We start from the raw sequence: 23,153 nt of genomic DNA on the forward strand, positions 1-23,153 counted from the left end.
CTATCCTCCCTACTCAGAAAAATGGCTGATCACATATTGTTTAAAGGTCTCAGCAACCGGTGATAAAAACCTGCCTTTTATCCAGGCAATTCCTATGACACGCTGACATTCCGGCCAGCTGACGCGGATTTTGGTGATTTTGCTTTGGTCTAAGCCTTTCAGGTCTGGGAGAATAGATATGCCCAGACCGGCTGCCACAAAACCTGCGGCAGTAGCTGCTTCTTCTCCTTCAAACATAATGTTCGGCTGTATATTGGCCTTCTCAAACAGCTCATCGACCGTCATCCGAAGCGCGTAGCCTTTTTTCAATAAAATAAAACGCTCCCCGGAAATCTCATTCAGGGTAATGCTTTCGCGACTGGCTAATGGGTGATCATTTGGCACAAATACAAAGAGTTCTTCACTCCACAGCTTGATCCATTGGATCGGATCTTCAGGCTTAATCGAAGCCAGGAGACAGAGGTCCAGATCCCCGGATTTTAATCGTTCAAGCAGCCAATAAGAGTGGTTTTGCTTCAGCTGGAAGGCAATGTTGGGGTATTCCTGCTGAAAGGAGCCGATGAGATCGGGCACGAGCATGGTGCCTAATGTATGTAAAAAACCGAGAGAGACTATGCCTTGGTCTGGCTTTAATAAAGCTTGGATTTCTTCTTTTCCTTCGGTGTACTCCTTCATCATCGCCTGAACCCGTCGCAAAAAAATGTGTCCGTATTGATTTAAGCTGATGGATCGTCCTTGCCTGTCAAATAGCGGGACGCCCAAATGATTTTCCAGCCTGGCGATAGAGCGTGAAAGCGCAGGCTGTGTGATGGAGAGGCTTTTTGCGGCTTTCGTGACGTGCTGTATCCGGGCCAGTGTTTGAAAATATTCAAGTTGTTCCCATTCCAATTATCATCCCTCCTTATTACATATAAGCATGAAAAGGATATTTTATATGCATTATACAACATATATCAACGGTGCTAAGATAATAATATAAACAGACTCGAGGATGTTTGAATTCGGAAGAAATAAAGGATGATTGTTTATGAATGGCAGTGCTCCACAACATGATGAGGGACCGATAAAGTCCCGATGACATACATTCGAAAAGGCACACCGGTTTTTCGAAAAATTACGTTTGCTTTCTTCGCTGCGGGTTTCAATACATTTGCGATTCTATATTGCGTACAGCCGCTCATGGAGGAATTCACGCGGGAATTTCATGTAACGCCTACTGCGGCGAGTCTTTCTTTATCTGTTACCACAATGCTGTTAGCTGTGAGCATGCTTGTCTTTGGTTCATTATCCGAGGTGTGGGGGCGCAAGCCGATTATGGGTATTTCCATGCTGGCCGCATCGGTTCTCTGTCTGGCATCGGCCTTTAGTCCGAACTTTCATACGCTGCTCGTATTGAGAACCATTCAAGGCGTTGCGCTCGCAGGCCTTCCGTCGATTGCGATGGCTTATCTCGGGGAAGAAATTGAACCCGGAAGTCTTGGGTCGGCGATGGGGCTGTATATCAGCGGAAATGCAATCGGCGCCGTTTTCGGAAGGATCGTTTCCGGGCTCCTGAGCGAGTACTTGAATTGGCATATGGCGATGGGGGCAATTGGTGTCATTAGTTTGATTGCTAGTGTTATATTTTTTATAAATTTGCCGCCATCCAGGCATTTTACGCCAAGAAAATTGAAGCTCGGGAAATTGGGAATGTCTCTGATCGGCCACTTGAGGGACCGTAAACTATTCAGCTTGTTTCTCATTGGTTTTTTGCTGCTTGGAAGCAATGTTGCCTTGTTTAATTACATTGTGTATGTGCTGTTGGGCCCGCCGTATTCGCTTAATAAAGCATTTTCCAGCTGGATCTTTATTGTGATGATTGTAGGCATTTTCAGCTCGTCTTTCATTGGAAGAATGGTTGATCGGTATGGCTATCCGAAAATATTGGTGATGAATATTTTCATCGTCATTGCAGGTGCGTTATTTACGATAAACAATATGCTGGCAGTGAAAATTCTGGGGATTGCCCTCTTTACATTCGGTTTTTTCGGAGGGCATTCAGTTGCCAGCAGCTGGGTGGGCAGGAGAGCCCTTCTCAACAAAGCACAGGCTTCATCGCTGTATTTGTTCTTTTATTACGCCGGTTCAAGTGTTTTCGGAACAATCGGAGGGCTGTTCTGGTCTGCTTTTCACTGGCTGGGCGTCGTCGGTATGATCACCTTCATGCTGCTGGTTGCGTTATGGCTGTCGGGATACTTGGCAAGAAGTGTGAAAATGCCGGATAAAAGGAACGAAAAAGGATTGAATTGATCAGTAAAAAAGGACCGTTAACGGGTCCTTTTTTATTCCCAATGGGCAGGGATTCGTAAAGACAGCGGCAGCTTTGTGTTCGAATCGCCGTTGGCGGCGTTCACCTGTGCCTGTGTCAGAAAGATGCTCCCGGTCAGGTCGGCGCCGCTGAGATTAGCGTCTCTCATATCTGCACCGATAAAGTCTGTCATTCTCAAATCGGCATTTCTCAGATCGGCGGCTATGAGCAGCGCCCCTCTTAGATTTGCCCCTCGCAGATCAAGCCCTTTCAGTTTCGCGCCGATCAGGACACTTCCCCGGCTGACTTTTTTCGGGAGTTTTGGATGGCGGACTTGGGCACGCACCAGCTCACTCGTTTTTAACAGCCATTCATTGACCTCAGCTCGATGCTCGTCCACCTGCAGTGTCAGCAGGCGTTCTTTGCTGAGTCTGGTGAGCTTTTCTATTTTTTCGAAACTGGTTCTCAGTTCGGGATGAATCGGCTTGGCTATATCTATAGAAAGAGCTTCATGTAAATACCAGAGCATTTCGTGCAGCTGCTGCATGATAGGAAAAACGTCAAACATCTGGTTGGCCGTTTCGGGGCTGCTTCGCCAATCCTTTCCCTCATAAGTGATTTGGGATACTTTTTGGCCGGCGCCAAAGCATTCATATGCAGAGCAGCCTCGAAATCCTTTTTCTCTGAGATCTTTATGTATAGAACATTGATAGTTTGATTGTAAGTTGCGGCAAGGCGTGCCCCCGTCTTTATCAAAAGCAAAATCTGCCGACTTCGCATAAGGCAAGGCGACACAGCACAGGCCAAAACAGTGCTGGCAATCCGCACTTAAATCATGATGTATATTGTCATGTAACGTTACTTCCGCAGACAATAATGTTCACCCCTTCACTTGGGTACTTTGTTAAATATATCTATTTGATTATATAGAAAAAAAGGATACTTTTCATTTTGTTTTCAAGGTTTCAGTGGTCTAGCGATGTATAATATATCCAATAATGATGATTGGGGGAATTCATTTGGAACAGCAATTGAAAGACATCATCTCTGCGTGTGATCTGGCAATCCAAAATGAAGATTTTGATACACTGATGAATTATTATTCGGAAGATGCCGTTTTAGTCGTGAAGCCGGGCGTGATCGCGCGAGGCAAAGAAGAAATCAAAAAAGCGTTTATTACGATTGCGAACTATTTCAATCATCATATTGTCCCGAAACAAGGGGAAATGATCCTGTTGGAAGCAGGTGACACGGTACTCGTCCTTTCTCAGACATTGCTTGATTCGGATAAAAAGGACTCCGAGTATGCGATGGAAAGAAGGGCGACCTATGTATTTAAGAAGAATGCGCAAGGCGAGTGGCTTTGTGTAATTGATAACTCATATGGTACGGATTTAATTGGTGTGTAAGATATGTCTTTGATGTGCCATTCCTGCATATAATGATTCATTCAGCTGATTAGGGAAGGTGACACAATTGAATGTGTATGACATCAGAATGGCTCCTTATTGGTTTTATGAAAGCAGAGGGCTTGTTCAACATCCATACGTATTTCGGCAGCCTGTCTCCTCACGTGCAATCATTGCATCTACCCGCGGCGATGTAACGGGAGACGGCGTTATTGACGAGGTCTTTCTAACTGGAAATCAAATGCCCGGCAGCCCGTTATGGAGAAATATCACATTGGTGATCCGTGATAGCAGAACCCATCAGGAGCAGCAGATTCAGCTTCAAAACAATATGGGATACAATCCGTCACTTTTTCTGGGGGATATGACAGGCGACAAGATTGAGGATGTGGCAGTGGTAATGGATACAGGGGGAAGTGGCGGTGCTATTTATGCATATGTGTTTGCCTATCTAAACAGGCAGTTCCGGCGAATTTTCAATTCAGATGTATTGAATGATGAATTAAAGTACAGTGTGAGGTATCAAAATCAATATAAAGCGAGCGTCATCAGTCATCAGCAAAACGAAATGTATATCCTCGACCTTACTTACAAGGGCAGGGAATATTTGAATGAGATTTATAACAGCCAAGGTGTGTTAAAAATGCCGATAGAAGGATGGGTGAATCCTTTATCGGGCTTGTATCCGGTTGATTTTGACAGAGACGGCGTATACGAATTATTGGCGTACCAGCGGATAGCGGGAAGGTATAACGCCGACTCATTGGGATATGTTCAAACCGTATTGAAATGGAACGGACGGCGTTTTGCCGTTGACCGGCAGAATGTTTCGATTGTTGGCGGTGCTGTCTCGTAATCCTGATGGCTGTCACCCTATAAAGGGTGACAAAACACTACAGGTGTTCTGCAACGACAACCAAATAATAAGATAAACCGGTTTGCTGCTCTTCTAACATTCCTCTATGGAAATCATCTTGCATAAAAAAACGTGTTTGTTTTACGTAATCTTCTTTACTTGTCGGATGCCCGTTCTGATTTAGGAACTTAAGATGATTCATGACATGCTCTTGCACGGAAGGATCATGATACGTTACACCGTTTCTTAAAAAATCAGCCATCCTATCAAGAAAATGTTTAGCCTCTATTGCCATTTTGTTCATTTCATCGACATTGATTGTATGTGTATCCAATTCAAAATCGTAACGCTCTTTTAAATACCCATTTTGTTCTGCTAAAGATTGTTTCCATTCTTCAGCGCTTTCAAATCCTTTAAACATTACCTTATGATCCATGTTTTCGCCTTTTCTCGTGTATTCTAAAGATGTGTTGACTGTTTGAATGAGACGCTGATACTTTTCAATTTTCTTTTCAAACAGCTTTTTTTGTTTTTCTAATGTACTTGTTCTTTCAGCATCCTCTTTTAGTAATGTTTTGATTTCTGACAAAGGAATATCTAATTCTTTGTAAAAAAGGATTTCCTGCAGTCTTTTTAGTTCGTCAGCACCATAGTACCGATATCCGGCTTCGCTTATTTCCTTTGGGGCCAGCAAGCCGATTTTGTGGTAATGATAAAGCGTTTTGATTGTGACATTCGCAATATTGGATAGTTCTTTTACTGTTAATTTCACCATCCGACTCCTCCTTTCTTCTTTCACTATGAGGCCTTACCTTTGGTTGGAGTCAAGGATAAAATGGTGGTGTTTTCGTCCGAAGACAGCCTAGTGAATGTGGGAGAAAGAAAATAACACCTGGCGGATTCAAAGAAAAGAGTGCTTTTCAGCAAGCACTCTTTATTCCAGTTTAATTCGTTTTACATCCCCTAATACAAACACATAAAAAACCAATCCCAGCAACAGCACAAAACCAGCTACCAGAAAGCTGAGGGTAAAGGAGCCTGTCACATCAAACAAATACCCTGTCAGTGACGCAGCAATAATGCCTCCGAACAGGTTGTTTGCGAGATTCACCATGGAGCTCAGCATGGATACGGAACCGATCGGCGCGAGTTCTGCGGAGATGGACCAGCCGACCGGAGCGGTTGCGGAAATTCCGGCGAGTCCGATGGAAATGCAAATAATGGCTACGGTAATATTGTTCGTCAGAATGGATCCTAAAAAGAAAAAGCCAAAGCTCATTCCGACTATGATTACGGTTCGGTACACCTTGGTGTTAGGATAGCCTTTCTTAATAAAATAATCGACGAGCCAGCCGCCGACGGCAATTCCGGAAATGGTTGAGATCAGCCACGGCACTGCTGTAAATAAACCGGACGACATGAGATCCATACCGTATGTATGTTTAAAGAAAGTCGGAAGCCAGGTGAGCAGCAGGTTGAATGTATACCCGTACCCTGTAAATCCGATCATTAAGCCCCATACTTTTCGATTGGTGAAAAGCTTTTTTAAAAGTGGGCCCGTTTTGTAAGGGATTTGCTCTGTTGTAATGGCATTGTGTTTTTGAATATAGTTTAGTTCACTTTTAGAAATGCGTTTGTGCCGTTCAGGCTGTTCATAATACTGCCAGAAAAAGATCGTAAACAGCACATTGATGCATCCAATCGTCAAAAAAGCGACACGCCAGTCAAATGTTGTGACAAGAAAGGCGACCAATGGCGCGCCGATTACATTTGAAAACTTGGCGGCCGAATCGAACAGTGAGTTTGCCAATCCCCGCTCACTTGGAGGAAACCAGAGAGCGGTTGCCTTAGAGGCAGCAGGGAACGCAGAGGCGCTCGTCAGCCCAATGAGAAACCGGAACAGATACAACAGCAATTTTCCTTGCAAAAAAGCAAGAAGGATCGTTAAAAAGCTCCATATTGTCATTCCAACCCTCGTGACCCATGCGACCCCAAAACGGTCCAGCAAACTTCCGACAGGCAGCTGCATCAGTGTATAGGAATAGGTGTAAATGGAAAACACGATGCCGAGTTCAGTTGCAGTAAGGTGAAACGAATCTTGTATCGCAGGGGCCGCTACCGAGATGGCCACTCGGTCAAAATAATTAAGAATAATAATGCCGCTAAGTAACGAAGATATGTACCATCTGGTATGCCCAGGCCGTTTCACGCGCTCTTGACTCATGATGAAAACCTCCTCTGTCATAGCATGATCTCCTGATAGAAAAACCATTCAAATTTTAAATACCACAGCGCGCTTTTATATAAACGGCAGGAATTTGACTGGAACAGATCGGTGCTTTAGAATGAAAGTAATAAAAATGAACACTCCAAAGGGGAGTAGCTTTCACAGTAAAGTCGTCATTACGGGACAAGGTGTCCTCGGCTTTGCTGGCAATCTCATTGTTAGCGAGACCTTTGCCAAATCTGATTTGGTGAAGGTCTTTTTGTTTCAGGAACTTCACCAAATTGGTGGAGTTTTTTCATTTTTATCAAAAAGGGAGAGGAGCATCAGAATGTCTAAGCTGAAAAAGTGGCTGAAGCGTGAATTGGTGAGGAAAGGGCTGCCGTTAGCGAAAGAGAAATTGATTCCGATCTTAAAAGAAAAAATGAAAAAGAAACGATGAGGGGGCTGAAGATGAAGATCATTTTGACAGTACTTGCCGGAGTGGGACTTTTGAGTGCAGGCGGATGCGGCATGCTTGATCAGGTGAACGACGGATTGAACTATACGAGTGAAGCAGCTGGTTATGTGGAGAAGGTGAAGACATTTGCAGAGGAAGCGCCTGAATTGGCTGAGAAAGCTGTAAATGACACCGAGGCGAAAGAAAAACTTGAAGCGCAGCTTGAGTCGATTCAGAAGGCTGCCGCTGATTTTAATGAATTAACGCCGCCTGATGCCGCAGCGGAGATTCATCAAACCATTCAGGAACATAACAAAACCTTGCAGAAAAGCGCTGAAGATGTGTTGAAACAAGCCGAGGAAGGCAAGGTATCGCTTAAAGAATTGGAGCAGTCAGACCTGGTCCAAAACGCAAAGCAAATTACTGATGTGATGGGACAAATTGAGAAGCTGGGTGAATAAGAAAAAGCATCCCGACGCGGGATGCTTTTTGCTTATTCAGCCATTGCGTCTGTTAAGACAGGAACGACTTGTTTTTTACGGGAAACAACGCCTTTTAAGAGGGCTGTGTTGTTTTCTAATGTAACGTTGAACGCTTTTTCCACTTTCGCTGCTTCGTTACCGATTGCAAGAGCAAGTGAATCATTTTCTAAGATATCTGTGATAACGAGAAGGAACAGATCAAGATTCTTCTCAGCCACAACTTTTGAGATCACAGCTTCTAATTCAGCTTGGCGTTTTTTTACATCTTCAATGTCCACTGTGTTTACTTGTGCGATTTCGACTTTCTTGCTGCCGAGTGTAAATTCTTTCGCATCAAGAGAAATGAGCTCTTCCACTGTTTTTTTGCTTAGATCAGCGCCTGCTTTCAACATGTTCAAGCCGTATTCTTCAGCATTTACTCCAGCGATCTCCGCAAGCTCTTTTGCTGCTGCTACGTCTTGGTCCGTGCAAGTTGGAGATTTAAATAACAGAGAATCAGAAATGATCGCAGACAGCATAAGGCCGGCAATTTCTTTCTCGATTTTCACGTTATTCTCTTTGTACATTTTGTTTAAGATGGTAGCCGTACAGCCTACAGGCTCAGCACGATAGTAAAGCGGCTCAGCTGTTTCAAAGTTAGCGATGCGGTGATGGTCGATAACCTCTAAAACCTGAACCTCTTCAATGTCTTTGATGCTTTGCTGGCGTTCGTTATGGTCAACCAGGATAACGCCGTTTACTTCGTTTGCAGCTGTTTCAACAAGACGCGGGCTTTCTTGTTTGAAATAGTCAAGCGCGTATTGTGTTTCGCCGTTGACTTGTCCGAGGCGGACAGGCTCAGCATTGAAGCCGAGTTTGTTTTTCAAATCAGCATAAGCAATCGCAGAACAAATCGTATCTGTATCTGGGTTTTGGTGTCCGAAAATAAGTATCTTTTCCATGATAGCTCCTATCCTTTTTTAAGTAGTGTAATCTTTATATAGTTTAACACGTCTTGCTGCAGGTGTAATCATGCAAACCCTTAAAAATTGATGTGAATAAGAAGCATTTTCTTTGAGCTAAGGAGAAAAGGTGTGTAAAATACTGGGTAGCTTAGTTGCAAAATGTAATGTAGTATCAAAAAAGGTACTATTGGAGGGTCAAGAATGAGTGAAAAAAAGAATATATACCCGAACAAAGAAGGCTGTCCAGTTGAATTCACTCTAGATGTCATTGGCGGAAAGTGGAAAGGAATTCTTTTTTATCACATGATAGATGGCAAGAAACGATTTAATGAGTTTCGGCGAATCTGCCCGAGTATTACTCAAAGAATGCTTACTCTCCAGCTGAGGGAGCTGGAAGCGGACGGCATCGTGCACCGTGAGGTTTATCACCAGGTGCCGCCCAAGGTAGAGTACTCTCTGACGGAATTTGGGCGCACGCTTGAACCGATTGTTTTGCAAATGAAAGAATGGGGAGAATCCAACAGAGACGTGCTGGAATCTTATCGTTCGAACGGCTTAGTGAAGGATCAGCAGAAATAGCAGCAAAGGGAACTCCTTTGCTGCTTGTTTTATTTCATTGAAATGGCTCTGTTGGCGTTTCTGACATCGTTTTTCAACAGTTCAGAAAGGTTGTAAGACGGATAATATCCATGCTGATACATGTATCGATAAACTTGGGCGTGCAGCTGGATGGCAGCATTCAGCTGTTTGACCAGTACGTTTCTTAATTGAGGTGTTGCTGTTTCTGTAATTGCGATGGCATAGCTGCGGACAGATGTTTTGGCAAAACCGAGCAGGTCACCGCTGTAAAATGGGTTATCTGCGCGTTCTTCTTCCTCATCCTCTCTGTGCGGAGCCTGTGGAAAGAACGGAAGAAGCTCTCTCAAATTTTGCTCAACACCCTGAATAGACACGTTATAAAGCTGTCTGAGCTGAGGGTCTTTTACTTCTCTTATCATTTTCTTCAGTTTAATGAGTCCGTTTGATTGAAAAGCAACCAGCTCGTGCATTTCTAATGTTTCATGCCAAGCCAATGTTCTGCGTTCATCCATGTGAAAATTCTCCTTTATCGATCAGATTCCATATCAGCATATGCCCAACGCTCAATGTTGTTCATGATGTTTTGAAGTTTTTAAAAAGGGAAATTCACGTTATATAGGATACGGGTTGAGAACATGCACAAAGAGGTGAAACACAATGTGGGACATGATAAAGAACTTTTTCTTGTTTAGCAGCGGCGTTCTGCAAGCAACAACCCTTTTACTGGTGATCTTAATTTTTATGTATGTCAGAAAAACGAAAAAGAAAAACAAGGAATCTTCTGGCTTTATGGATGATAAACATTAATTGTGATGGGCATTCTTTTCAAAGAATGTCTTTTCCTTTTTCATGTTTCACATGAAACATTAGCGTCATTTTACTTGCGATTTGGACTTATGTTAAAATATAAAAGTAAAATTTAGAGATGATATAAAAACATTCGGTGCAAAGCATGTTGCAGCGATGAAAAAAAGAGCAGTCGTTTATGCTGCTCTTTTCTATTCGTATGTTCAGGATGATACGAGGTGACTAAGTGAAACAAACGAGAGCTTTAATGGAAGGTGCTATTTTAATCAGTCTGTTTGCGATCATTACGCTTCTGGTCGTTTATGTTCCTGTGATTGGAACAATTCTGTTATTTGCACTGCCGCTGCCAATGATCTTGTATACGATCAGACATGGATTGAAGCTAGGGATATGGATGGGCGCTGTCAGTCTTCCGGTTGTTTTTATTGTCGGGTCCTTTAACGGGCTTATTGTAGCTTTTATGTCAGCTTGCGCCGGCATTGCCATGGGACATTTTTTCAAAAGGAAAGAGCCCGGGCACGCCATTATTTCGGGCGCTCTTATTTATATGCTTAGTATTGTCTTCTATTTTGTGATAAGCATTCAGTTTTTGGGTATCAATATCATTGATGAGGCAATGACACAATACCGGCAATCTCTTGATATTGTAGAAACTGTAGCGAAGCAGTCGGGCAATGCTGGACAGTTTGAGAAGCAATTAAAACTGATGGAAGAACAATTGGGTATCGTTCAATATCTTTTTCCAACAGCTATTGTGATGGTAGGAGTTATTTTTTCTTTCCTCAGTTACCTTATCGCTAAGCCGCTCTTAAGGCGATTCTCCCCCGATATTCCTAATCTAAAGCCTTTTAGAGAGTTGAAGTTTCCGCAAAGTGTTGTAGTACTGTATTTGATTATTGTCATGCTTTCATTTTTGCCTTTAGAAAAAGGCCAAATGCTGTACTCTATCGCTTTAAATGGGGAGTTTATACTCGGGTTTCTGATTTTCATCCAAGGTTTATCATTTATCTTTTTCTATTGCCATAAGAAACAATATCCAAAGGCTGCGGCTGTGATTGCTGTCATACTTGGGTTTGTGCATCCGGTCTTCATGGCGGCCATTCGCATTTTAGGCGTTTTAGATATGGGCTTTCATATAAGGAATAAGGTGAAGTGAACATGAGTTTTACTCACATGGTGGGGAGTGATAGAAATGCCAAGCTTTTATGAAAAACCGCTGTTTCGGTATCCCATCTATGCATTGATTGCTCTGTCAATTATTACAATCCTCATCAGCTTTTATTTTAACTGGATATTAGGAACCGTCGAAGTGCTGCTGCTGGCAGTTATTTTGTTTTTTATTAAGCGTGCTGATTCTCTTATTCGACAAGAGATTGATGCTTATATTTCTACGTTGTCCTACAGGTTGAAAAAAGTCGGTGAAGAGGCATTGATGGAAATGCCGATTGGAATCATGCTTTTTAATGACCAATATTATATAGAATGGGCAAATCCGTTTCTTTCCTCTTGCTTTAATGAAAGCACTTTAGTGGGGAGATCACTTTACGATACTTGTGAATCGGTAGTGCCGCTTATCAAACAAGAGGTGGAATCGGAAACGGTTACATTGAATGACCGCAAGTTTAGGGTTGTCATCAAACGGGATGAGCGTCTCTTATATTTCTTTGATGTAACAGAACAAATCCAGATTGAAAAGCTATATGAAAATGAAAGAACCGTCCTGGCATATATTTTCCTTGATAACTATGATGATGTGACACAAGGATTGGATGACCAGACGAGAAGCACGATGAACAGCCAGGTGACATCTTTGCTGAACGCTTGGGCGCAGGAGTACGGGATCTTCTTGAAAAGGACGTCTTCAGAACGCTTTATTGCTGTACTTAATGAACACATCTTAACTGAACTCGAAAATTCGAAGTTTTCGATTCTTGATGAAGTGCGGGAAAAAACCTCGTTTGACGGTGTAGCGCTGACGTTAAGCGTCGGTGTCGGGGCTTCAGTTTCTTCCCTGAAAGAACTTGGCGATTTGGCGCAATCCAGCTTGGACTTAGCACTGGGACGCGGCGGAGACCAGGTAGCCATTAAGCTGCCAAACGGCAAGGTGAAGTTTTACGGCGGTAAAACAAACCCAATGGAGAAACGAACAAGGGTGCGGGCCCGCGTGATTTCTCACGCCTTAAAGGAAATCGTCACCGAAAGCAGCAATGTGATTATCATGGGGCATAAATTCCCCGACATGGATTCTATCGGCGCAGCGATCGGGATTTTAAAGGTGGCTCAGGCAAATAACAAAGATGGTTTTATCGTGATTGACCCAAACCAAATCGGATCAAGTGTGCAGCGTTTGATTGGGGAAATCAAAAAATATGAAGAACTGTGGTCAAGATTTATTACGCCTGAAGAAGCAATGGAAATTTCCAATGATGACACACTGCTTGTGATCGTCGATACACATAAGCCGTCACTCGTCATGGAGGAACGTCTGGTCAATAAAATTGAACATATCGTGGTCATCGACCATCACCGCAGAGGTGAGGAGTTTATCAGAGATCCGCTGCTCGTTTATATGGAACCATACGCTTCTTCCACAGCGGAATTGGTGACAGAGCTGCTTGAATATCAGCCGAAGCGCTTAAAAATCAATATGATTGAAGCAACAGCCCTATTAGCTGGTATAATAGTGGATACAAAGAGCTTTTCTCTCCGCACGGGCTCGCGGACTTTTGATGCGGCTTCTTATTTAAGGGCAAAAGGCGCCGACACGGTGCTGGTGCAGAAGTTCCTGAAAGAAACCGTTGATTCCTATATTAAACGGGCGAAGCTGATCCAGCATACGGTCCTCTATAAAGATAACATTGCGATTGCTTCTCTTCCTGAAAATGAAGAGGAATACTTCGATCAAGTGCTGATTGCGCAGGCTGCCGATTCGCTGCTATCGATGAGTGAGGTTGAGGCTTCATTTGCGGTAGCGAGACGGGATGAACAAACGGTTTGTATCAGTGCGCGGTCGCTTGGCGAGGTAAATGTTCAGATCATCATGGAGGCCCTGGAAGGCGGAGGGCATTTAACAAATGCGGCGACTCAGTTGTCCGGCATTTCAGTTTCTGAAGCGCTGGAACGGCTGAAGCACGCCATAGATGAGTATTTTGAGGGAGGCGTACAGAGATGAAGGTTATTTTCTTACAAGATGTAAAAGGAAAAGGAAAAAAAGGCGAAGTCAAAAACGTAGCAGACGGTTATGCGCATAACTTTCTAATTAAAAAAGGCCTCGCGGTTGAAGCGAACGCGTCAAACATCAGCGCGTTAAACGGACAAAAGCAGAAAGAGAAAAAAGAAGCCATTGCTGAGCTTGAGCAGGCTAAGAGCTTGAAAGAGACATTAGAAAAACTGACTGTTGAGCTTAGCGCAAAATCAGGTGAGGGCGGCCGTTTATTTGGTTCAGTGACAAGCAAGCAAATCACTGAACAGCTCCAAAAAGACCATAACATTAAAGTAGATAAGCGGAAGCTTGAACTGCCGGACGGCATTCGTGCATTAGGATATACAAACGTGCCTGTGAAGCTGCATCCTGAAGTGCAGGCTGTGTTAAAGGTACATGTAAAAGAAGAAGCTTAATAGAAAAGAGGCTTGGATTCATCCAAGCCTCTTTTTTTATTCCACGAGATAAAGAGTTTGCTGGCTTTCTCCGCCAGGTCCTCTTCGCATTCCCTGCACGCTGTTTGTGCTGCTGGAGGAACCGCTGTACTCGTCAGATGTTATTTCTTTTCCGTTTTTCTTAATCCAGGAAACAAGTTCGCTGTTGCCTGAGTTGTTTTCTGCCAGAAGGAAGTATTTCACTTTGCCTTCTTTGATCAGTTTTTTCAGTTCCGACACAGTCAGAATGGGATCCGTGCCGTTAAATCCGCCCATTGCCATAACAGATTCATTTTCGTAAATGATGTATGGCGCAGCTGTTACGGTTGTCAAAGTAGCAAATAAATATTCTTCGCCGGTATTGTGTTTTCTCAGATAGGACAGGAGCCCGCTGTCGACCTCTGAAGAGAACATGTTCCCGCCGTTTGCTGAGCCTTTGAGTTGCGGGCCGGATTCAGGAAGGACGCTGTTGCCACCGTATAGAAGCGGCGTTGCTGACCAGTAAACAGGTGTGAGAAGCAGAATGCACAAGCTGATGATGGTCAGCTGCTTACTGAACGGATGGCTGCGTTTAAGCATCAGAAGTGCAAGGGAGATGCCCAGTCCTACGAGCCCCAGGGCATACATCCATACACTGCTGATTTGGCTTGTATAAGCGCTCAGAATATACACCTGGAACACGGTTGTGATCAGAACGGCTGCCGGCAGAAGATAGCTGGACCAGTCTTGATTATTTTTGTATAAGCGGTGCATCGTATACCATCCGATACCAGAAAGCGCGGCAATCGGCGGTGCCAGCATAATCAAATAATACTGGTGGAAGAATCCTGCGATGCTGAAGAAACCAGCCACGGGAACGAGCCAAGCCGCCCAGAATAGTGTTTCTTTCATTTCAGCAGCATGTCCGCGGCGATCACGGTACCAGCTGACGATTGCGCCCAGTAATCCGATCAATGAGAATGGAAGCATCCAGCTGATTTGGCCGGAAAGTGCTGATTGGAAAAGACGAAGCGGTCCAGGATCACCGGTGCCGAACATATTCACGCTTTTTCCGCCTCCACCGCCAGGCCCTCCATTTCCAGGTCCGTTGCCACCTGTGGGAGGTGTGCCTCCGCCTCCATTGAGAGCGCCGGTTTGTCCGTTAGGCGGCTGAGGCGCCTGTGAATGGTTTCCGAATGATTGATTTCCGTTCTGAGAAAAAGATGAACCGTTGCCATTTGGCGCTTGCATGTTGTCTTGATTCTGCATGTTCCCTCCGCCAGCAGCATTCATATCACCCTTTGCAAGGCCCGTAGTTTGCCCAAGCAGACGCTCTGTGCCGTTGTAGCCAAAGGCCAGTTCTAGCACTGAGTTAGTCTGGCTGCTTCCTACATAAGGCCGGCTTGAGGAAGAGGCTGAATCCACTGCAATCGCCCATGAGAGTGAAAGGCCTGTCAGAAGGACAAGAGACAGAAGCAGGGGCCCGATTTTTTTCTTTAGAGAAACCCGAGATGCAACTAGGTAGAATAACACAAATGCAGGCAATACCATAAACGCTTGCATCATCTTCATATTAAAGGCGAGCCCAATTAGGGAAAATGCCATCAGCAGCCAAACCAGCTTGCCTTGTTTTACTGCCCGAAACAGGCAAGCTGAACCGAGCAATAAGGTAAAAACAAGCATGCTGTCGATATTGTTTGTCCGGCTGACAGCTACTGCGATAGGGGTCAGTGCCATGACAAGTGCGGCAATGCGGGCCGTTCCAATTCCAAAAGTCGGCTTAATCATTCTGTAGAGAAGGAATACAGACCCAACTCCGGCAAGAGCCTGGGGAATGATGACACTCCACGTGTGAACACCGAAAATCAGTGCGAAAATCGTTTGAATCCATAACACGACAGGAGGCTTATCTACTGTCACAAATCCAGAAGGGTCAAATGACGCATAAAAGAAATTATGGAAGCTTTGCGTCATGCTTTTTACAGCCGCCAAATAGTACTGGTTCGCTGTGTCATCCTGCCAAATGTGATACGTATTCAAAAAAGCTGCTCCCAGCAAAATAAAAATAAGGGCTGCGTCGAATCGTTTGGTTTTCATCGTTTTTCACCTCTTTATGGTGTCTAATTGTAAAAAACAAATATGAAAAACTTATGAATAAACCATAAATATTCAAAGAAAAAAGCGGAGATATTTTCCCCGCTTTTATGCTGAATTTCTTTGTTTTTCTGACTGGAAAATGTATCGATCTCGTCCGGCTCCCTGTCCAGCTGCTCCCATTACGATCAGGGCAGCAATGAGAAGCACAATCGGCATCGTCCAAGAATGCGTCTGGTCAAAGAGATAGCCGACAAAGATTGGCCCGACTGCTGCCAGCAGGTAGCCGAATGACTGAGACATGCCTGACAGCGCAGCGGCCTGTTGGGCATTTTCACTGCGGAGACCAATCAAAGTAAGGGCCAGACTAATGCTGGAGCCTTGCCCGATACCGATAATGATCATCCAGATGGCAAGCAATGTATGGCTTCCGCCCGCTAATAATCCGCAGAGGCCGATCAGATAAACTGAGGCCAGCGCCGCAACGATACCGCGCTGCTGTTTCACACGGTCAGCTAAAACTGGCGTCAGAAAAGTGGAAGGCAGACTCGCAAATTGCATGAGTGATACCATCCATCCGGCTGTTGCCGTATCAATCCCGTGTGAACGGAGAATTTCAGGAAACCAAGCGATGCTGCTGTAAAATAAAAACGATTGCAGGCCCATAAAGATGGTGACATACCATGCCATTTTGGAAGCCCAAATGGAACTGGATTGCAGCTTCATTGTCTGGTTTGCCGTATCTCGATGGCGCAGCTGAGGTATCCAGATTAGCAATGCAAGTAAAGCCAGCCCGCCCCATAAGAGAAAGGCTTGTTTCCATCCGCCATTCATCTGGGTCGCTAAAGGAACGCTGACACCCGATGCTAAAGCTGCGAATATATTCATTGATGTCGTATACAGGCTGATCATGATCCCTGGCTTTTCAGGGTATTTATGTTTGATTAAGCTTGGCAAAAGTACGTTACCAATCGCAATCCCGACGCCGATAAGTGCTGTTCCGAAAAACAAAGCGGCAGTATAGCCGGTAGAACGAGTCAGAACACCGATCAGCAGTATCACGAGACCTAGCCATAAAGTTCGCTCATTACCGAGGCGCTGTCCAAGCTTAGGTGCAAGCGGAGAAAGAACTGCAAACGAAAGCAGCGGCAGTGCGGTCAAAAAACCGGCTGCCCCATTGGACATGTGCAGCTCTGCCCGGATAGAGCTGATGACCGGACCGACTGAAGTGATCGCGGGCCGTAAGTTAAAGGCGATAAAGATAATGCCGGTGATCAGCCAAAATGATTGGATTTTTTTATTATGTGGATGTGGCAAAGCAGTTACTCCTCTTTTCTAACATATACATGATATTATCCCGAAACAGGTAAGCAAGTATGTGAATGAAGGCTATGATTTGTCCTCTTTTTGCAGTTCAGCCATTTTGGCAAGCAGAATATGCTGAGGCATATGCATGATCTGTTCAAGCGGCAGATTCAAGGACTCTGCAAGCTTTTGTGCAGTTTCGGCAGAAATTTGCAAAGGTCTCACAAAAGATCCCTCCTCTCTTCTGTCCATTGTACAAGAATCAGATGTGAAATGTAAGAAGATGTCACAAAGGAATAGAGCAATCGGAAAATGACCGTTATAAAAGAGGTAAGGAGGGTTCTTATGCACGCACCGTTATCCTTATTAAAACAAATGCTGAAGGAACACCAAATAGACACTGAAAAAGCTGTCACTTTCGAAGAATATATAGCAATGAGGTTAAAGCTTCAGGAGCTGATGGGGAAATTTGCTTCGATCGGGGAGTGGGATCTGTATCAAAAAGCGGCAGATTTGATGATGCACATAGGCATCCAATGGATGAAATAAACCGATAACCGCTAAAAAACCCTCGCTGCAGCGAAGGCTTTCATTCATTAAAATGAGTGTTCTTCTTCCACATTTTTAAACTGGTCATAAATTACAAGCTTAGACGGACTGTTTTCCTTAGCCACCTGTTTGGCCTTTTCAATAGCGGCGTCTTTAGACGTATACAAAGCTGTCGGCGCTACATTCTCCACCTCAATAAACCAGCCGTCCGCATCAACATTAGGCGTAATCGCATATTTCTTTATCATCTTTCATTCCTCCCTCATGTTTTATTGCATTTTTCCCGCCTTGTTACTGTCCGAAACGATCCAATCTGCTAACTGAAAAAAACAGGAAACAGTCAATTTTTCTATTTTTTTTCTGTAGAAATGGTAGAATGGAGGTTGGAGATTTTTTAATGAGAGGACGGTGCTTAGCATGACAGACCTTCTGAATGACCGGCTTCCTCCGCAAAATATAGAAGCCGAACAAGCCGTGTTAGGCGCTATTTTTTTACAGCCGTCTGCTTTAACACTGGCTTCAGAAGTATTGATTCCAGATGATTTCTATAGAATGTCCCACCAAAAAATCTATAATGCGATGCTGGTGCTCGGTGACCGAGGTGAACCGGTTGATCTGGTGACAGTAACATCAGAGCTTGCGAACACAGACCTGCTGGAAGAAGTAGGCGGCATTTCATATTTGACAGATATCGCAAACTCGGTGCCGACAGCGGCTAACATAGAATATTACGCGAAAATCGTTGAGGAAAAATCGATTCTTCGCCGATTAATCAGAACTGCGACAACGATTGCTCAAGACGGCTATACCCGTGAGGATGAGGTCGAGGATTTACTCAGTGAAGCGGAAAAAACGATTATGGAAGTGGCACAGCGCAAAAACACGAGTGCCTTCCAAAATATTAAGGACGTCCTTGTCCAGACCTATGATAATATCGAACAGCTTCACAATCGAAAAGGTGATATCACGGGAATTCCAACAGGGTTTACGGAGCTTGACCGGATGACTGCGGGTTTCCAGCGCAACGACCTAATCATTGTGGCTGCCCGTCCTTCAGTAGGGAAAACAGCCTTTGCCCTGAACATCGCACAAAACGTGGCGACGAAGACCGATGAGAGCGTAGCAATTTTCAGTCTTGAGATGGGTGCAGAGCAGCTCGTTATGCGTATGCTCTGTGCCGAGGGAAATATCAATGCCCAGAATCTCCGTACAGGTAACCTGACCGAAGAGGATTGGGGCAAGCTGACGATGGCAATGGGAAGCCTGTCAAACAGCGGGATTTACATCGACGATACACCGGGTATTCGGGTGAGTGAAATCCGTGCCAAGTGCCGCCGCTTGAAGCAGGAAAGCGGGCTGGGCATGATTTTGATCGATTACCTGCAATTGATTCAGGGAAGCGGCCGTTCAAAGGACAACCGTCAGCAGGAAGTATCTGAAATTTCCCGTGAACTGAAGTCGATTGCCAGGGAGCTGCAAGTCCCTGTTATCGCGCTTTCTCAGCTTTCCAGGGGTGTTGAGCAGCGTCAGGATAAACGTCCGATGATGTCTGATATCCGGGAATCAGGAAGTATCGAGCAGGACGCGGATATTGTCGCGTTCCTTTATCGTGATGACTACTATGACAAAGAAACCGAGAATAAAAATATTATCGAAATTATTATCGCCAAACAGCGTAACGGCCCGGTAGGAACCGTGTCTCTTGCGTTCGTAAAAGAATACAACAAATTCGTCAACCTGGAACGGCGTTTTGATGACGCAGGCGTTCCGCCCGGCGCATAAGCCCCAAGAGCAGCTCTTGGGGTTTTTTCATTCGAAAGATGGAAGAAATGACGTTCGCTCAGCGGATGAGAAATTGAAAGCGTTTTAATAAAATGGTGCAAAAAGGAGATGGTAACAATATGGGAAAACGTTTTTCGTCTTTTCTAGCAGCACAAATCCGAATTGCGCGTCCTACGGGCCAGCTTGATGAGATTATTCGTTTTTACGAAGAGGGACTGTGTTTGAAACGAATAGGAGAATTTTCAAAGCATAACGGGTATGACGGTGTCATGTTCGGCCTTCCTCATGCCGATTATCATTTGGAATTCACCCAGTATGAAGGGGGAAGCACTGCCCCCGTTCCCCATCCCGACAGCCTTCTTGTTTTTTATGTGCCGAATGCAGTTGAACTGGCAGCGATCACTTCAAAGCTAAAGCACATGGGCTATCAAGAGGTCGAATCAGAGAACCCGTACTGGAGCAATGGGGGCGTGACGATAGAGGACCCGGACGGCTGGCGGGTCGTTTTTATGAATTCAAAAGGGATATCAGGCAAGTGATTCTTTCTTGTGCTAAAGGATGAAAGTTTCACAAGCTTTTTATGACAAAGCAGTGAGAAAACGCTTATAAAACGAATGGAAGCGAACGAATATAGATTTACAATAATTTAATGTTCGGATTTACAATTGACTTTCTGTTTCTTCACTGATAAACTTGATTTGTTTGAATAGAATCGTTTTGAAAGGTTAACGGAGGTGCACGGACATGTCTTCAGTAGTTGTAGTAGGTACGCAATGGGGCGATGAAGGAAAAGGTAAAATTACAGATTTCCTATCAGAAAATGCAGAAGTGATCGCCCGTTATCAAGGCGGAAATAACGCAGGGCATACAATCAAGTTTGACGGAATCACATATAAGCTTCACTTAATCCCGTCTGGAATTTTCTATAAGGATAAAACGTGTGTAATCGGAAACGGAATGGTTGTAGATCCGAAAGCATTAGTCACAGAGCTTGCGTATCTTCATGAGCGCAACGTGAGTACAGATAACCTGAGAATCAGCAACAGAGCTCACGTCATTTTGCCGTATCATTTGAAATTGGATGAAGTGGAAGAAGAGCGTAAAGGGGCTAACAAGATCGGCACAACGAAAAAAGGAATCGGCCCTGCTTACATGGATAAAGCAGCCCGCATCGGAATTCGCATCGCGGATCTGTTAGACCGTGACGCGTTTGCGGAAAAGCTTGAGCGCAATCTTGAAGAAAAAAACCGTCTTCTCGAGAAAATGTACGAGACAGAAGGGTTTAAACTTGAGGATATCTTAGACGAATATTATGAGTACGGCCAGCAGATTAAAAAATATGTTTGCGATACATCTGTTGTCTTAAACGATGCTCTTGATGAAGGGCGCCGTGTATTATTTGAAGGCGCACAAGGGGTTATGCTCGATATCGACCAAGGAACATACCCGTTTGTTACGTCATCTAACCCGGTTGCCGGCGGTGTCACGATCGGTTCTGGTGTCGGCCCGACCAAAATCAAGCACGTTGTCGGTGTATCAAAAGCATATACGACTCGTGTCGGCGACGGTCCTTTCCCGACTGAGCTGAAAGATGAAATCGGCGATCAAATCCGTGAAGTCGGACGCGAATATGGAACAACAACAGGCCGCCCGCGCCGTGTCGGCTGGTTTGACAGCGTTGTTGTCCGCCACGCCCGCCGTGTGAGCGGAATTACAGATCTTTCTCTGAACTCAATTGACGTCCTAACAGGAATTGAAACGTTGAAAATCTGTGTGGCATACCGCTACAAAGGCGAAATCATTGAAGAATTCCCAGCAAGTCTTAAGGCACTTGCTGAATGTGAGCCGGTATATGAAGAAATGCCAGGCTGGACTGAGGATATTACAGGTGCGAAGAGCTTGAGCGAGCTTCCGGAGAATGCGCGCCATTATCTTGAGCGTGTGTCTCAGCTGACAGGCATTCCGCTTTCTATTTTCTCTGTCGGTCCAGACCGCTCACAAACAAATGTCCTTCGCAGTGTGTACCGTGCGAACTAAATAGAATATGCCAACAAGCCCTATATCAGGGGCTTGTTTTTTGTTTGAAAGCCGCATATAAGTTGGTCTGAGAAAAAAATATGAAAAAAAACCAAAAAAGTTATTGCCACTTCTATTTGTTCGTGATATTATAAATCTCGTTGTTACGGAAACTGCTTCAATAGAGTACAAGATGAGAACTAGATTTAAGTCGTTTGCTCTATAGAAATTCCGACATCTTTAAGAGCCATTAGCTCAGTTGGTAGAGCATCTGACTTTTAATCAGAGGGTCGAAGGTTCGAGTCCTTCATGGCTCACCATTTCGTGAAGGCCCGTTGGTCAAGCGGTTAAGACACCGCCCTTTCACGGCGGTAACACGGGTTCGAATCCCGTACGGGTCATTGATTTACTTTAGCGTTATTGCTAAATTCCTTATTTGTCTGTGAGAGCTGACACGACAGCTCTCCGGGCAATTACTGTAAGGTCCGGTAGTTCAGTTGGTTAGAATGCCTGCCTGTCACGCAGGAGGTCGCGGGTTCGAGTCCCGTCCGGACCGCCATTTTACTTTACTTAGTAGAGAAAAATAAAACATTTGGCTCGGTAGCTCAGTTGGTAGAGCAACGGACTGAAAATCCGTGTGTCGGCGGTTCGATTCCGTCCCGAGCCACTTACCAAACGCATCTGCAATCGTAGGTGCGTTTTTTCTTTTAGGAAAAAGGCAAACATGAGGAGTGTTATAATAGAAGAAAAAGGGAGAACCGGCCCTGCGGCCGGTTCAAAGAAGAAGACGTCATTGATAAAGACGCACTCCGGTGAGGGGAGGTTTCAATAAAGTTATCTTTTTTAAAAAAAGTTGACCAGCATGACAATAGATAAACAACTGGCGATAAAGGTGAAACATGTGTTTTTTTTCTAAACCTTTATTTTTTTTATCTTTTGACCTTAAACCGTTATAATAGACAAGGACCCATTCTTTACATGGGCCATAAGTGATGAAACGAATGTTATATAGATGAAATGAAGTCATTCGGCAGGAGGAAAATCAAAATGATGGATAAAAAGATCCTTGTAGTAGATGATGAAAAACCGATTGCAGATATATTGGAATTTAACTTAAGAAAAGAAGGCTATGAAGTGCACTGTGCCCACGACGGAAACGAAGCCGTTGAAATGGTAGAAGAGCTTCAGCCTGATTTAATTCTTTTAGATATTATGCTTCCGAATAAAGACGGCGTTGAAGTATGCCGTGAAGTCAGAAAGAAATACGATATGCCAATCATTATGCTGACGGCTAAGGATTCAGAAATTGACAAGGTTATCGGGCTTGAAATCGGTGCTGATGACTATGTCACAAAACCATTCAGCACACGCGAGCTCTTGGCGCGTGTAAAAGCGAACCTGCGTCGCCAGCTGACGACAGCGCCTGCGGAGGAAGAGCCTTCCTCTAACGAGATTCATATCGGCTCTCTCGTCATCTTCCCTGACGCGTACGTTGTATCAAAACGAGACGAAACAATCGAATTGACTCATCGTGAGTTCGAATTGCTTCATTATTTAGCAAAACATATCGGACAAGTGATGACCCGTGAACATTTGCTTCAAACCGTTTGGGGCTATGATTACTTCGGCGATGTCAGAACGGTTGACGTAACAGTCCGTCGGCTTCGTGAAAAAATCGAGGACAACCCGAGCCATCCAAATTGGATCGTCACACGCCGCGGTGTAGGTTATTACTTGAGAAACCCAGAACAGGATTAATGCCCAT

At 44.5% G+C, this 23,153-nt stretch carries 25 protein-coding genes and 4 tRNA genes; 19 read left to right on the forward strand and 10 right to left on the reverse strand.

Going from position 1 to position 23,153, the window contains the following annotated elements; genetic code table 11:
- Window positions 1-9: 9 nt before the first annotated feature.
- Window positions 10-888: a LysR family transcriptional regulator gene (locus tag M1D94_RS00220; RefSeq protein ID WP_308154243.1), complete on the reverse strand. Its 879-nt coding sequence runs from the start codon at window positions 886-888 to the stop codon at window positions 10-12.
- Between the two features lie 186 nt (window positions 889-1,074).
- Here M1D94_RS00220 and M1D94_RS00225 point away from each other — a divergent pair, with 186 nt between their 5' ends.
- Window positions 1,075-2,289 carry an MFS transporter gene (locus M1D94_RS00225; protein WP_424934853.1) on the forward strand — a complete coding sequence of 405 codons (1,215 nt, stop codon included), beginning with the start codon at window positions 1,075-1,077 and terminating at the stop codon, window positions 2,287-2,289.
- Window positions 2,290-2,321: 32 nt separating this feature from the next.
- Here the strand turns inward: M1D94_RS00225 and M1D94_RS00230 are convergent, their stop codons facing one another.
- Entirely contained in the window at window positions 2,322-3,161 is an 840-nt protein-coding gene (locus M1D94_RS00230) for a pentapeptide repeat-containing protein (protein ID WP_411262868.1), read from the reverse strand.
- 145 nt (window positions 3,162-3,306) lie between these two features.
- Between M1D94_RS00230 and M1D94_RS00235 the strand changes: the two genes are divergently transcribed.
- Both M1D94_RS00235 and M1D94_RS00240 read left to right on the forward strand, forming a co-directional pair.
- Window positions 3,307-3,696: a YybH family protein gene (locus M1D94_RS00235; protein WP_411262869.1), complete on the forward strand. Its 390-nt coding sequence runs from the start codon at window positions 3,307-3,309 to the stop codon at window positions 3,694-3,696.
- 67 nt (window positions 3,697-3,763) lie between these two features.
- Window positions 3,764-4,552: a hypothetical protein gene (locus M1D94_RS00240; protein ID WP_345805732.1), complete on the forward strand. Its 789-nt coding sequence runs from the start codon at window positions 3,764-3,766 to the stop codon at window positions 4,550-4,552.
- A gap of 37 nt (window positions 4,553-4,589) precedes the next feature.
- On the opposite strand, the gene M1D94_RS00245 is transcribed toward M1D94_RS00240, so the two are convergent.
- Both M1D94_RS00245 and M1D94_RS00250 read right to left on the reverse strand, forming a co-directional pair.
- Complete coding sequence (locus M1D94_RS00245; RefSeq protein ID WP_116315648.1) at window positions 4,590-5,327, reverse strand: MerR family transcriptional regulator; 738 nt, start codon at window positions 5,325-5,327, stop codon at window positions 4,590-4,592.
- 159 nt (window positions 5,328-5,486) lie between these two features.
- Window positions 5,487-6,797, reverse strand: a complete 1,311-nt coding sequence (locus M1D94_RS00250; RefSeq protein ID WP_014478548.1) for an MFS transporter — start codon at window positions 6,795-6,797, stop codon at window positions 5,487-5,489.
- A 100-nt stretch (window positions 6,798-6,897) separates the two neighbouring features.
- On the opposite strand from M1D94_RS00250, the gene M1D94_RS00255 reads away from it, so the two are divergent.
- Window positions 6,898-7,218 carry a hypothetical protein gene (locus M1D94_RS00255; protein WP_003226899.1) on the forward strand — a complete coding sequence of 107 codons (321 nt, stop codon included), beginning with the start codon at window positions 6,898-6,900 and terminating at the stop codon, window positions 7,216-7,218.
- 11 nt (window positions 7,219-7,229) lie between these two features.
- Window positions 7,230-7,676, forward strand: coding sequence for a DUF6376 family protein (locus tag M1D94_RS00260; RefSeq protein WP_003226901.1), 447 nt, complete (start codon window positions 7,230-7,232; stop codon window positions 7,674-7,676).
- Between the two features lie 32 nt (window positions 7,677-7,708).
- Here M1D94_RS00260 and M1D94_RS00265 read toward each other — a convergent pair whose 3' ends face one another.
- Window positions 7,709-8,638, reverse strand: a complete 930-nt coding sequence (locus M1D94_RS00265) for a manganese-dependent inorganic pyrophosphatase (RefSeq protein ID WP_014481484.1) — start codon at window positions 8,636-8,638, stop codon at window positions 7,709-7,711.
- Window positions 8,639-8,842: 204 nt separating this feature from the next.
- On the opposite strand from M1D94_RS00265, the gene hypR reads away from it, so the two are divergent.
- Window positions 8,843-9,220, forward strand: coding sequence for a transcriptional regulator HypR (hypR, locus tag M1D94_RS00270; RefSeq protein ID WP_003242487.1), 378 nt, complete (start codon window positions 8,843-8,845; stop codon window positions 9,218-9,220).
- 29 nt (window positions 9,221-9,249) lie between these two features.
- Here the strand turns inward: hypR and cotF are convergent, their stop codons facing one another.
- Window positions 9,250-9,732 carry a spore coat protein CotF gene (gene cotF, locus M1D94_RS00275; protein ID WP_003243364.1) on the reverse strand — a complete coding sequence of 161 codons (483 nt, stop codon included), beginning with the start codon at window positions 9,730-9,732 and terminating at the stop codon, window positions 9,250-9,252.
- A gap of 145 nt (window positions 9,733-9,877) precedes the next feature.
- Between cotF and M1D94_RS00280 the strand changes: the two genes are divergently transcribed.
- The 4 genes from M1D94_RS00280 to rplI all read left to right on the forward strand — a co-directional run bounded on the left by M1D94_RS00280 (window position 9,878) and on the right by rplI (window position 13,645).
- Window positions 9,878-10,027: a hypothetical protein gene (locus tag M1D94_RS00280; RefSeq protein ID WP_003226909.1), complete on the forward strand. Its 150-nt coding sequence runs from the start codon at window positions 9,878-9,880 to the stop codon at window positions 10,025-10,027.
- A gap of 226 nt (window positions 10,028-10,253) precedes the next feature.
- Window positions 10,254-11,183 (forward strand): YybS family protein, encoded by a 930-nt coding sequence (locus M1D94_RS00285; RefSeq protein WP_003243969.1) that lies wholly within the window; start codon window positions 10,254-10,256, stop codon window positions 11,181-11,183.
- Between the two features lie 36 nt (window positions 11,184-11,219).
- Entirely contained in the window at window positions 11,220-13,199 is a 1,980-nt protein-coding gene (gdpP, locus tag M1D94_RS00290; RefSeq protein ID WP_003242517.1) for a cyclic-di-AMP phosphodiesterase GdpP, read from the forward strand.
- Complete coding sequence (gene rplI / locus M1D94_RS00295) at window positions 13,196-13,645, forward strand: 50S ribosomal protein L9 (RefSeq protein ID WP_003226915.1); 450 nt, start codon at window positions 13,196-13,198, stop codon at window positions 13,643-13,645. The genes gdpP and rplI overlap by 4 nt, the downstream gene beginning before the upstream one ends.
- A gap of 36 nt (window positions 13,646-13,681) precedes the next feature.
- Here the strand turns inward: rplI and M1D94_RS00300 are convergent, their stop codons facing one another.
- The 3 genes from M1D94_RS00300 to M1D94_RS00310 all read right to left on the reverse strand — a co-directional run bounded on the left by M1D94_RS00300 (window position 13,682) and on the right by M1D94_RS00310 (window position 17,266).
- Window positions 13,682-15,739: an ArnT family glycosyltransferase gene (locus M1D94_RS00300; protein ID WP_163136040.1), complete on the reverse strand. Its 2,058-nt coding sequence runs from the start codon at window positions 15,737-15,739 to the stop codon at window positions 13,682-13,684.
- A 105-nt stretch (window positions 15,740-15,844) separates the two neighbouring features.
- Window positions 15,845-17,053 carry a CynX/NimT family MFS transporter gene (locus M1D94_RS00305; protein WP_003226917.1) on the reverse strand — a complete coding sequence of 403 codons (1,209 nt, stop codon included), beginning with the start codon at window positions 17,051-17,053 and terminating at the stop codon, window positions 15,845-15,847.
- Window positions 17,054-17,125: 72 nt separating this feature from the next.
- Window positions 17,126-17,266 carry a YycC family protein gene (locus M1D94_RS00310; RefSeq protein ID WP_003242786.1) on the reverse strand — a complete coding sequence of 47 codons (141 nt, stop codon included), beginning with the start codon at window positions 17,264-17,266 and terminating at the stop codon, window positions 17,126-17,128.
- A 120-nt stretch (window positions 17,267-17,386) separates the two neighbouring features.
- Between M1D94_RS00310 and M1D94_RS00315 the strand changes: the two genes are divergently transcribed.
- Window positions 17,387-17,590 carry a hypothetical protein gene (locus tag M1D94_RS00315; protein WP_003244312.1) on the forward strand — a complete coding sequence of 68 codons (204 nt, stop codon included), beginning with the start codon at window positions 17,387-17,389 and terminating at the stop codon, window positions 17,588-17,590.
- A gap of 47 nt (window positions 17,591-17,637) precedes the next feature.
- Here M1D94_RS00315 and M1D94_RS00320 read toward each other — a convergent pair whose 3' ends face one another.
- Complete coding sequence (locus M1D94_RS00320; protein WP_003226922.1) at window positions 17,638-17,838, reverse strand: DUF2188 domain-containing protein; 201 nt, start codon at window positions 17,836-17,838, stop codon at window positions 17,638-17,640.
- 169 nt (window positions 17,839-18,007) lie between these two features.
- Between M1D94_RS00320 and dnaB the strand changes: the two genes are divergently transcribed.
- The 8 genes from dnaB (at window position 18,008) to walR (ending at window position 23,146) form a co-directional block, all read left to right on the forward strand.
- The gene (gene dnaB / locus M1D94_RS00325; RefSeq protein ID WP_003226923.1) at window positions 18,008-19,372 is read left to right on the forward strand and encodes a replicative DNA helicase; all 1,365 of its coding nucleotides are present in this window, start codon (window positions 18,008-18,010) and stop codon (window positions 19,370-19,372) included.
- Window positions 19,373-19,491: 119 nt separating this feature from the next.
- Complete coding sequence (locus M1D94_RS00330) at window positions 19,492-19,911, forward strand: VOC family protein (protein ID WP_456270375.1); 420 nt, start codon at window positions 19,492-19,494, stop codon at window positions 19,909-19,911.
- 205 nt (window positions 19,912-20,116) lie between these two features.
- Window positions 20,117-21,409, forward strand: a complete 1,293-nt coding sequence (gene purA, locus M1D94_RS00335; protein WP_003226929.1) for an adenylosuccinate synthase — start codon at window positions 20,117-20,119, stop codon at window positions 21,407-21,409.
- Between the two features lie 223 nt (window positions 21,410-21,632).
- Window positions 21,633-21,708 (forward strand) — tRNA-Lys (locus tag M1D94_RS00340).
- Between the two features lie 9 nt (window positions 21,709-21,717).
- Window positions 21,718-21,789 (forward strand) — tRNA-Glu (locus M1D94_RS00345).
- Window positions 21,790-21,870: 81 nt separating this feature from the next.
- Window positions 21,871-21,947: transfer RNA gene (locus M1D94_RS00350), tRNA-Asp, on the forward strand.
- A gap of 35 nt (window positions 21,948-21,982) precedes the next feature.
- Window positions 21,983-22,055: transfer RNA gene (locus tag M1D94_RS00355), tRNA-Phe, on the forward strand.
- Window positions 22,056-22,438: 383 nt separating this feature from the next.
- On the forward strand, window positions 22,439-23,146 hold the full coding sequence (gene walR, locus M1D94_RS00360) for a cell wall metabolism DNA-binding response regulator WalR (RefSeq protein WP_003244363.1): 708 nt from the start codon (window positions 22,439-22,441) through the stop codon (window positions 23,144-23,146).
- Window positions 23,147-23,153: the final 7 nt, after the last annotated feature.

The sequence above is a fragment of the Bacillus sp. JZ109 genome (assembly GCF_053903135.1).

Bases quoted from the DNA above. Each gene is read 5' to 3' on its own strand.
- cotF (WP_003243364.1), bottom strand. From the start codon at position 9,732: ATGGATGAACGCAGAACATTGGCTTGGCATGAAACATTAGAAATGCAC.
- M1D94_RS00320 (WP_003226922.1), bottom strand. From the start codon at position 17,838: ATGATAAAGAAATATGCGATTACGCCTAATGTTGATGCGGACGGCTGG.
- M1D94_RS00245 (WP_116315648.1), bottom strand. From the start codon at position 5,327: ATGGTGAAATTAACAGTAAAAGAACTATCCAATATTGCGAATGTCACA.
- purA (WP_003226929.1), top strand. From the start codon at position 20,117: ATGTCTTCAGTAGTTGTAGTAGGTACGCAATGGGGCGATGAAGGAAAA.
- M1D94_RS00250 (WP_014478548.1), bottom strand. From the start codon at position 6,797: ATGACAGAGGAGGTTTTCATCATGAGTCAAGAGCGCGTGAAACGGCCT.
- M1D94_RS00315 (WP_003244312.1), top strand. From the start codon at position 17,387: ATGCACGCACCGTTATCCTTATTAAAACAAATGCTGAAGGAACACCAA.
- M1D94_RS00225 (WP_424934853.1), top strand. From the start codon at position 1,075: ATGACATACATTCGAAAAGGCACACCGGTTTTTCGAAAAATTACGTTT.
- walR (WP_003244363.1), top strand. From the start codon at position 22,439: ATGGATAAAAAGATCCTTGTAGTAGATGATGAAAAACCGATTGCAGAT.
- dnaB (WP_003226923.1), top strand. From the start codon at position 18,008: ATGACAGACCTTCTGAATGACCGGCTTCCTCCGCAAAATATAGAAGCC.
- M1D94_RS00330 (WP_456270375.1), top strand. From the start codon at position 19,492: ATGGGAAAACGTTTTTCGTCTTTTCTAGCAGCACAAATCCGAATTGCG.
- rplI (WP_003226915.1), top strand. From the start codon at position 13,196: ATGAAGGTTATTTTCTTACAAGATGTAAAAGGAAAAGGAAAAAAAGGC.
- M1D94_RS00260 (WP_003226901.1), top strand. From the start codon at position 7,230: ATGAAGATCATTTTGACAGTACTTGCCGGAGTGGGACTTTTGAGTGCA.
- M1D94_RS00255 (WP_003226899.1), top strand. From the start codon at position 6,898: ATGAAAGTAATAAAAATGAACACTCCAAAGGGGAGTAGCTTTCACAGT.
- hypR (WP_003242487.1), top strand. From the start codon at position 8,843: ATGAGTGAAAAAAAGAATATATACCCGAACAAAGAAGGCTGTCCAGTT.
- M1D94_RS00300 (WP_163136040.1), bottom strand. From the start codon at position 15,739: ATGAAAACCAAACGATTCGACGCAGCCCTTATTTTTATTTTGCTGGGA.
- M1D94_RS00280 (WP_003226909.1), top strand. From the start codon at position 9,878: ATGTGGGACATGATAAAGAACTTTTTCTTGTTTAGCAGCGGCGTTCTG.
- M1D94_RS00265 (WP_014481484.1), bottom strand. From the start codon at position 8,638: ATGGAAAAGATACTTATTTTCGGACACCAAAACCCAGATACAGATACG.
- gdpP (WP_003242517.1), top strand. From the start codon at position 11,220: ATGCCAAGCTTTTATGAAAAACCGCTGTTTCGGTATCCCATCTATGCA.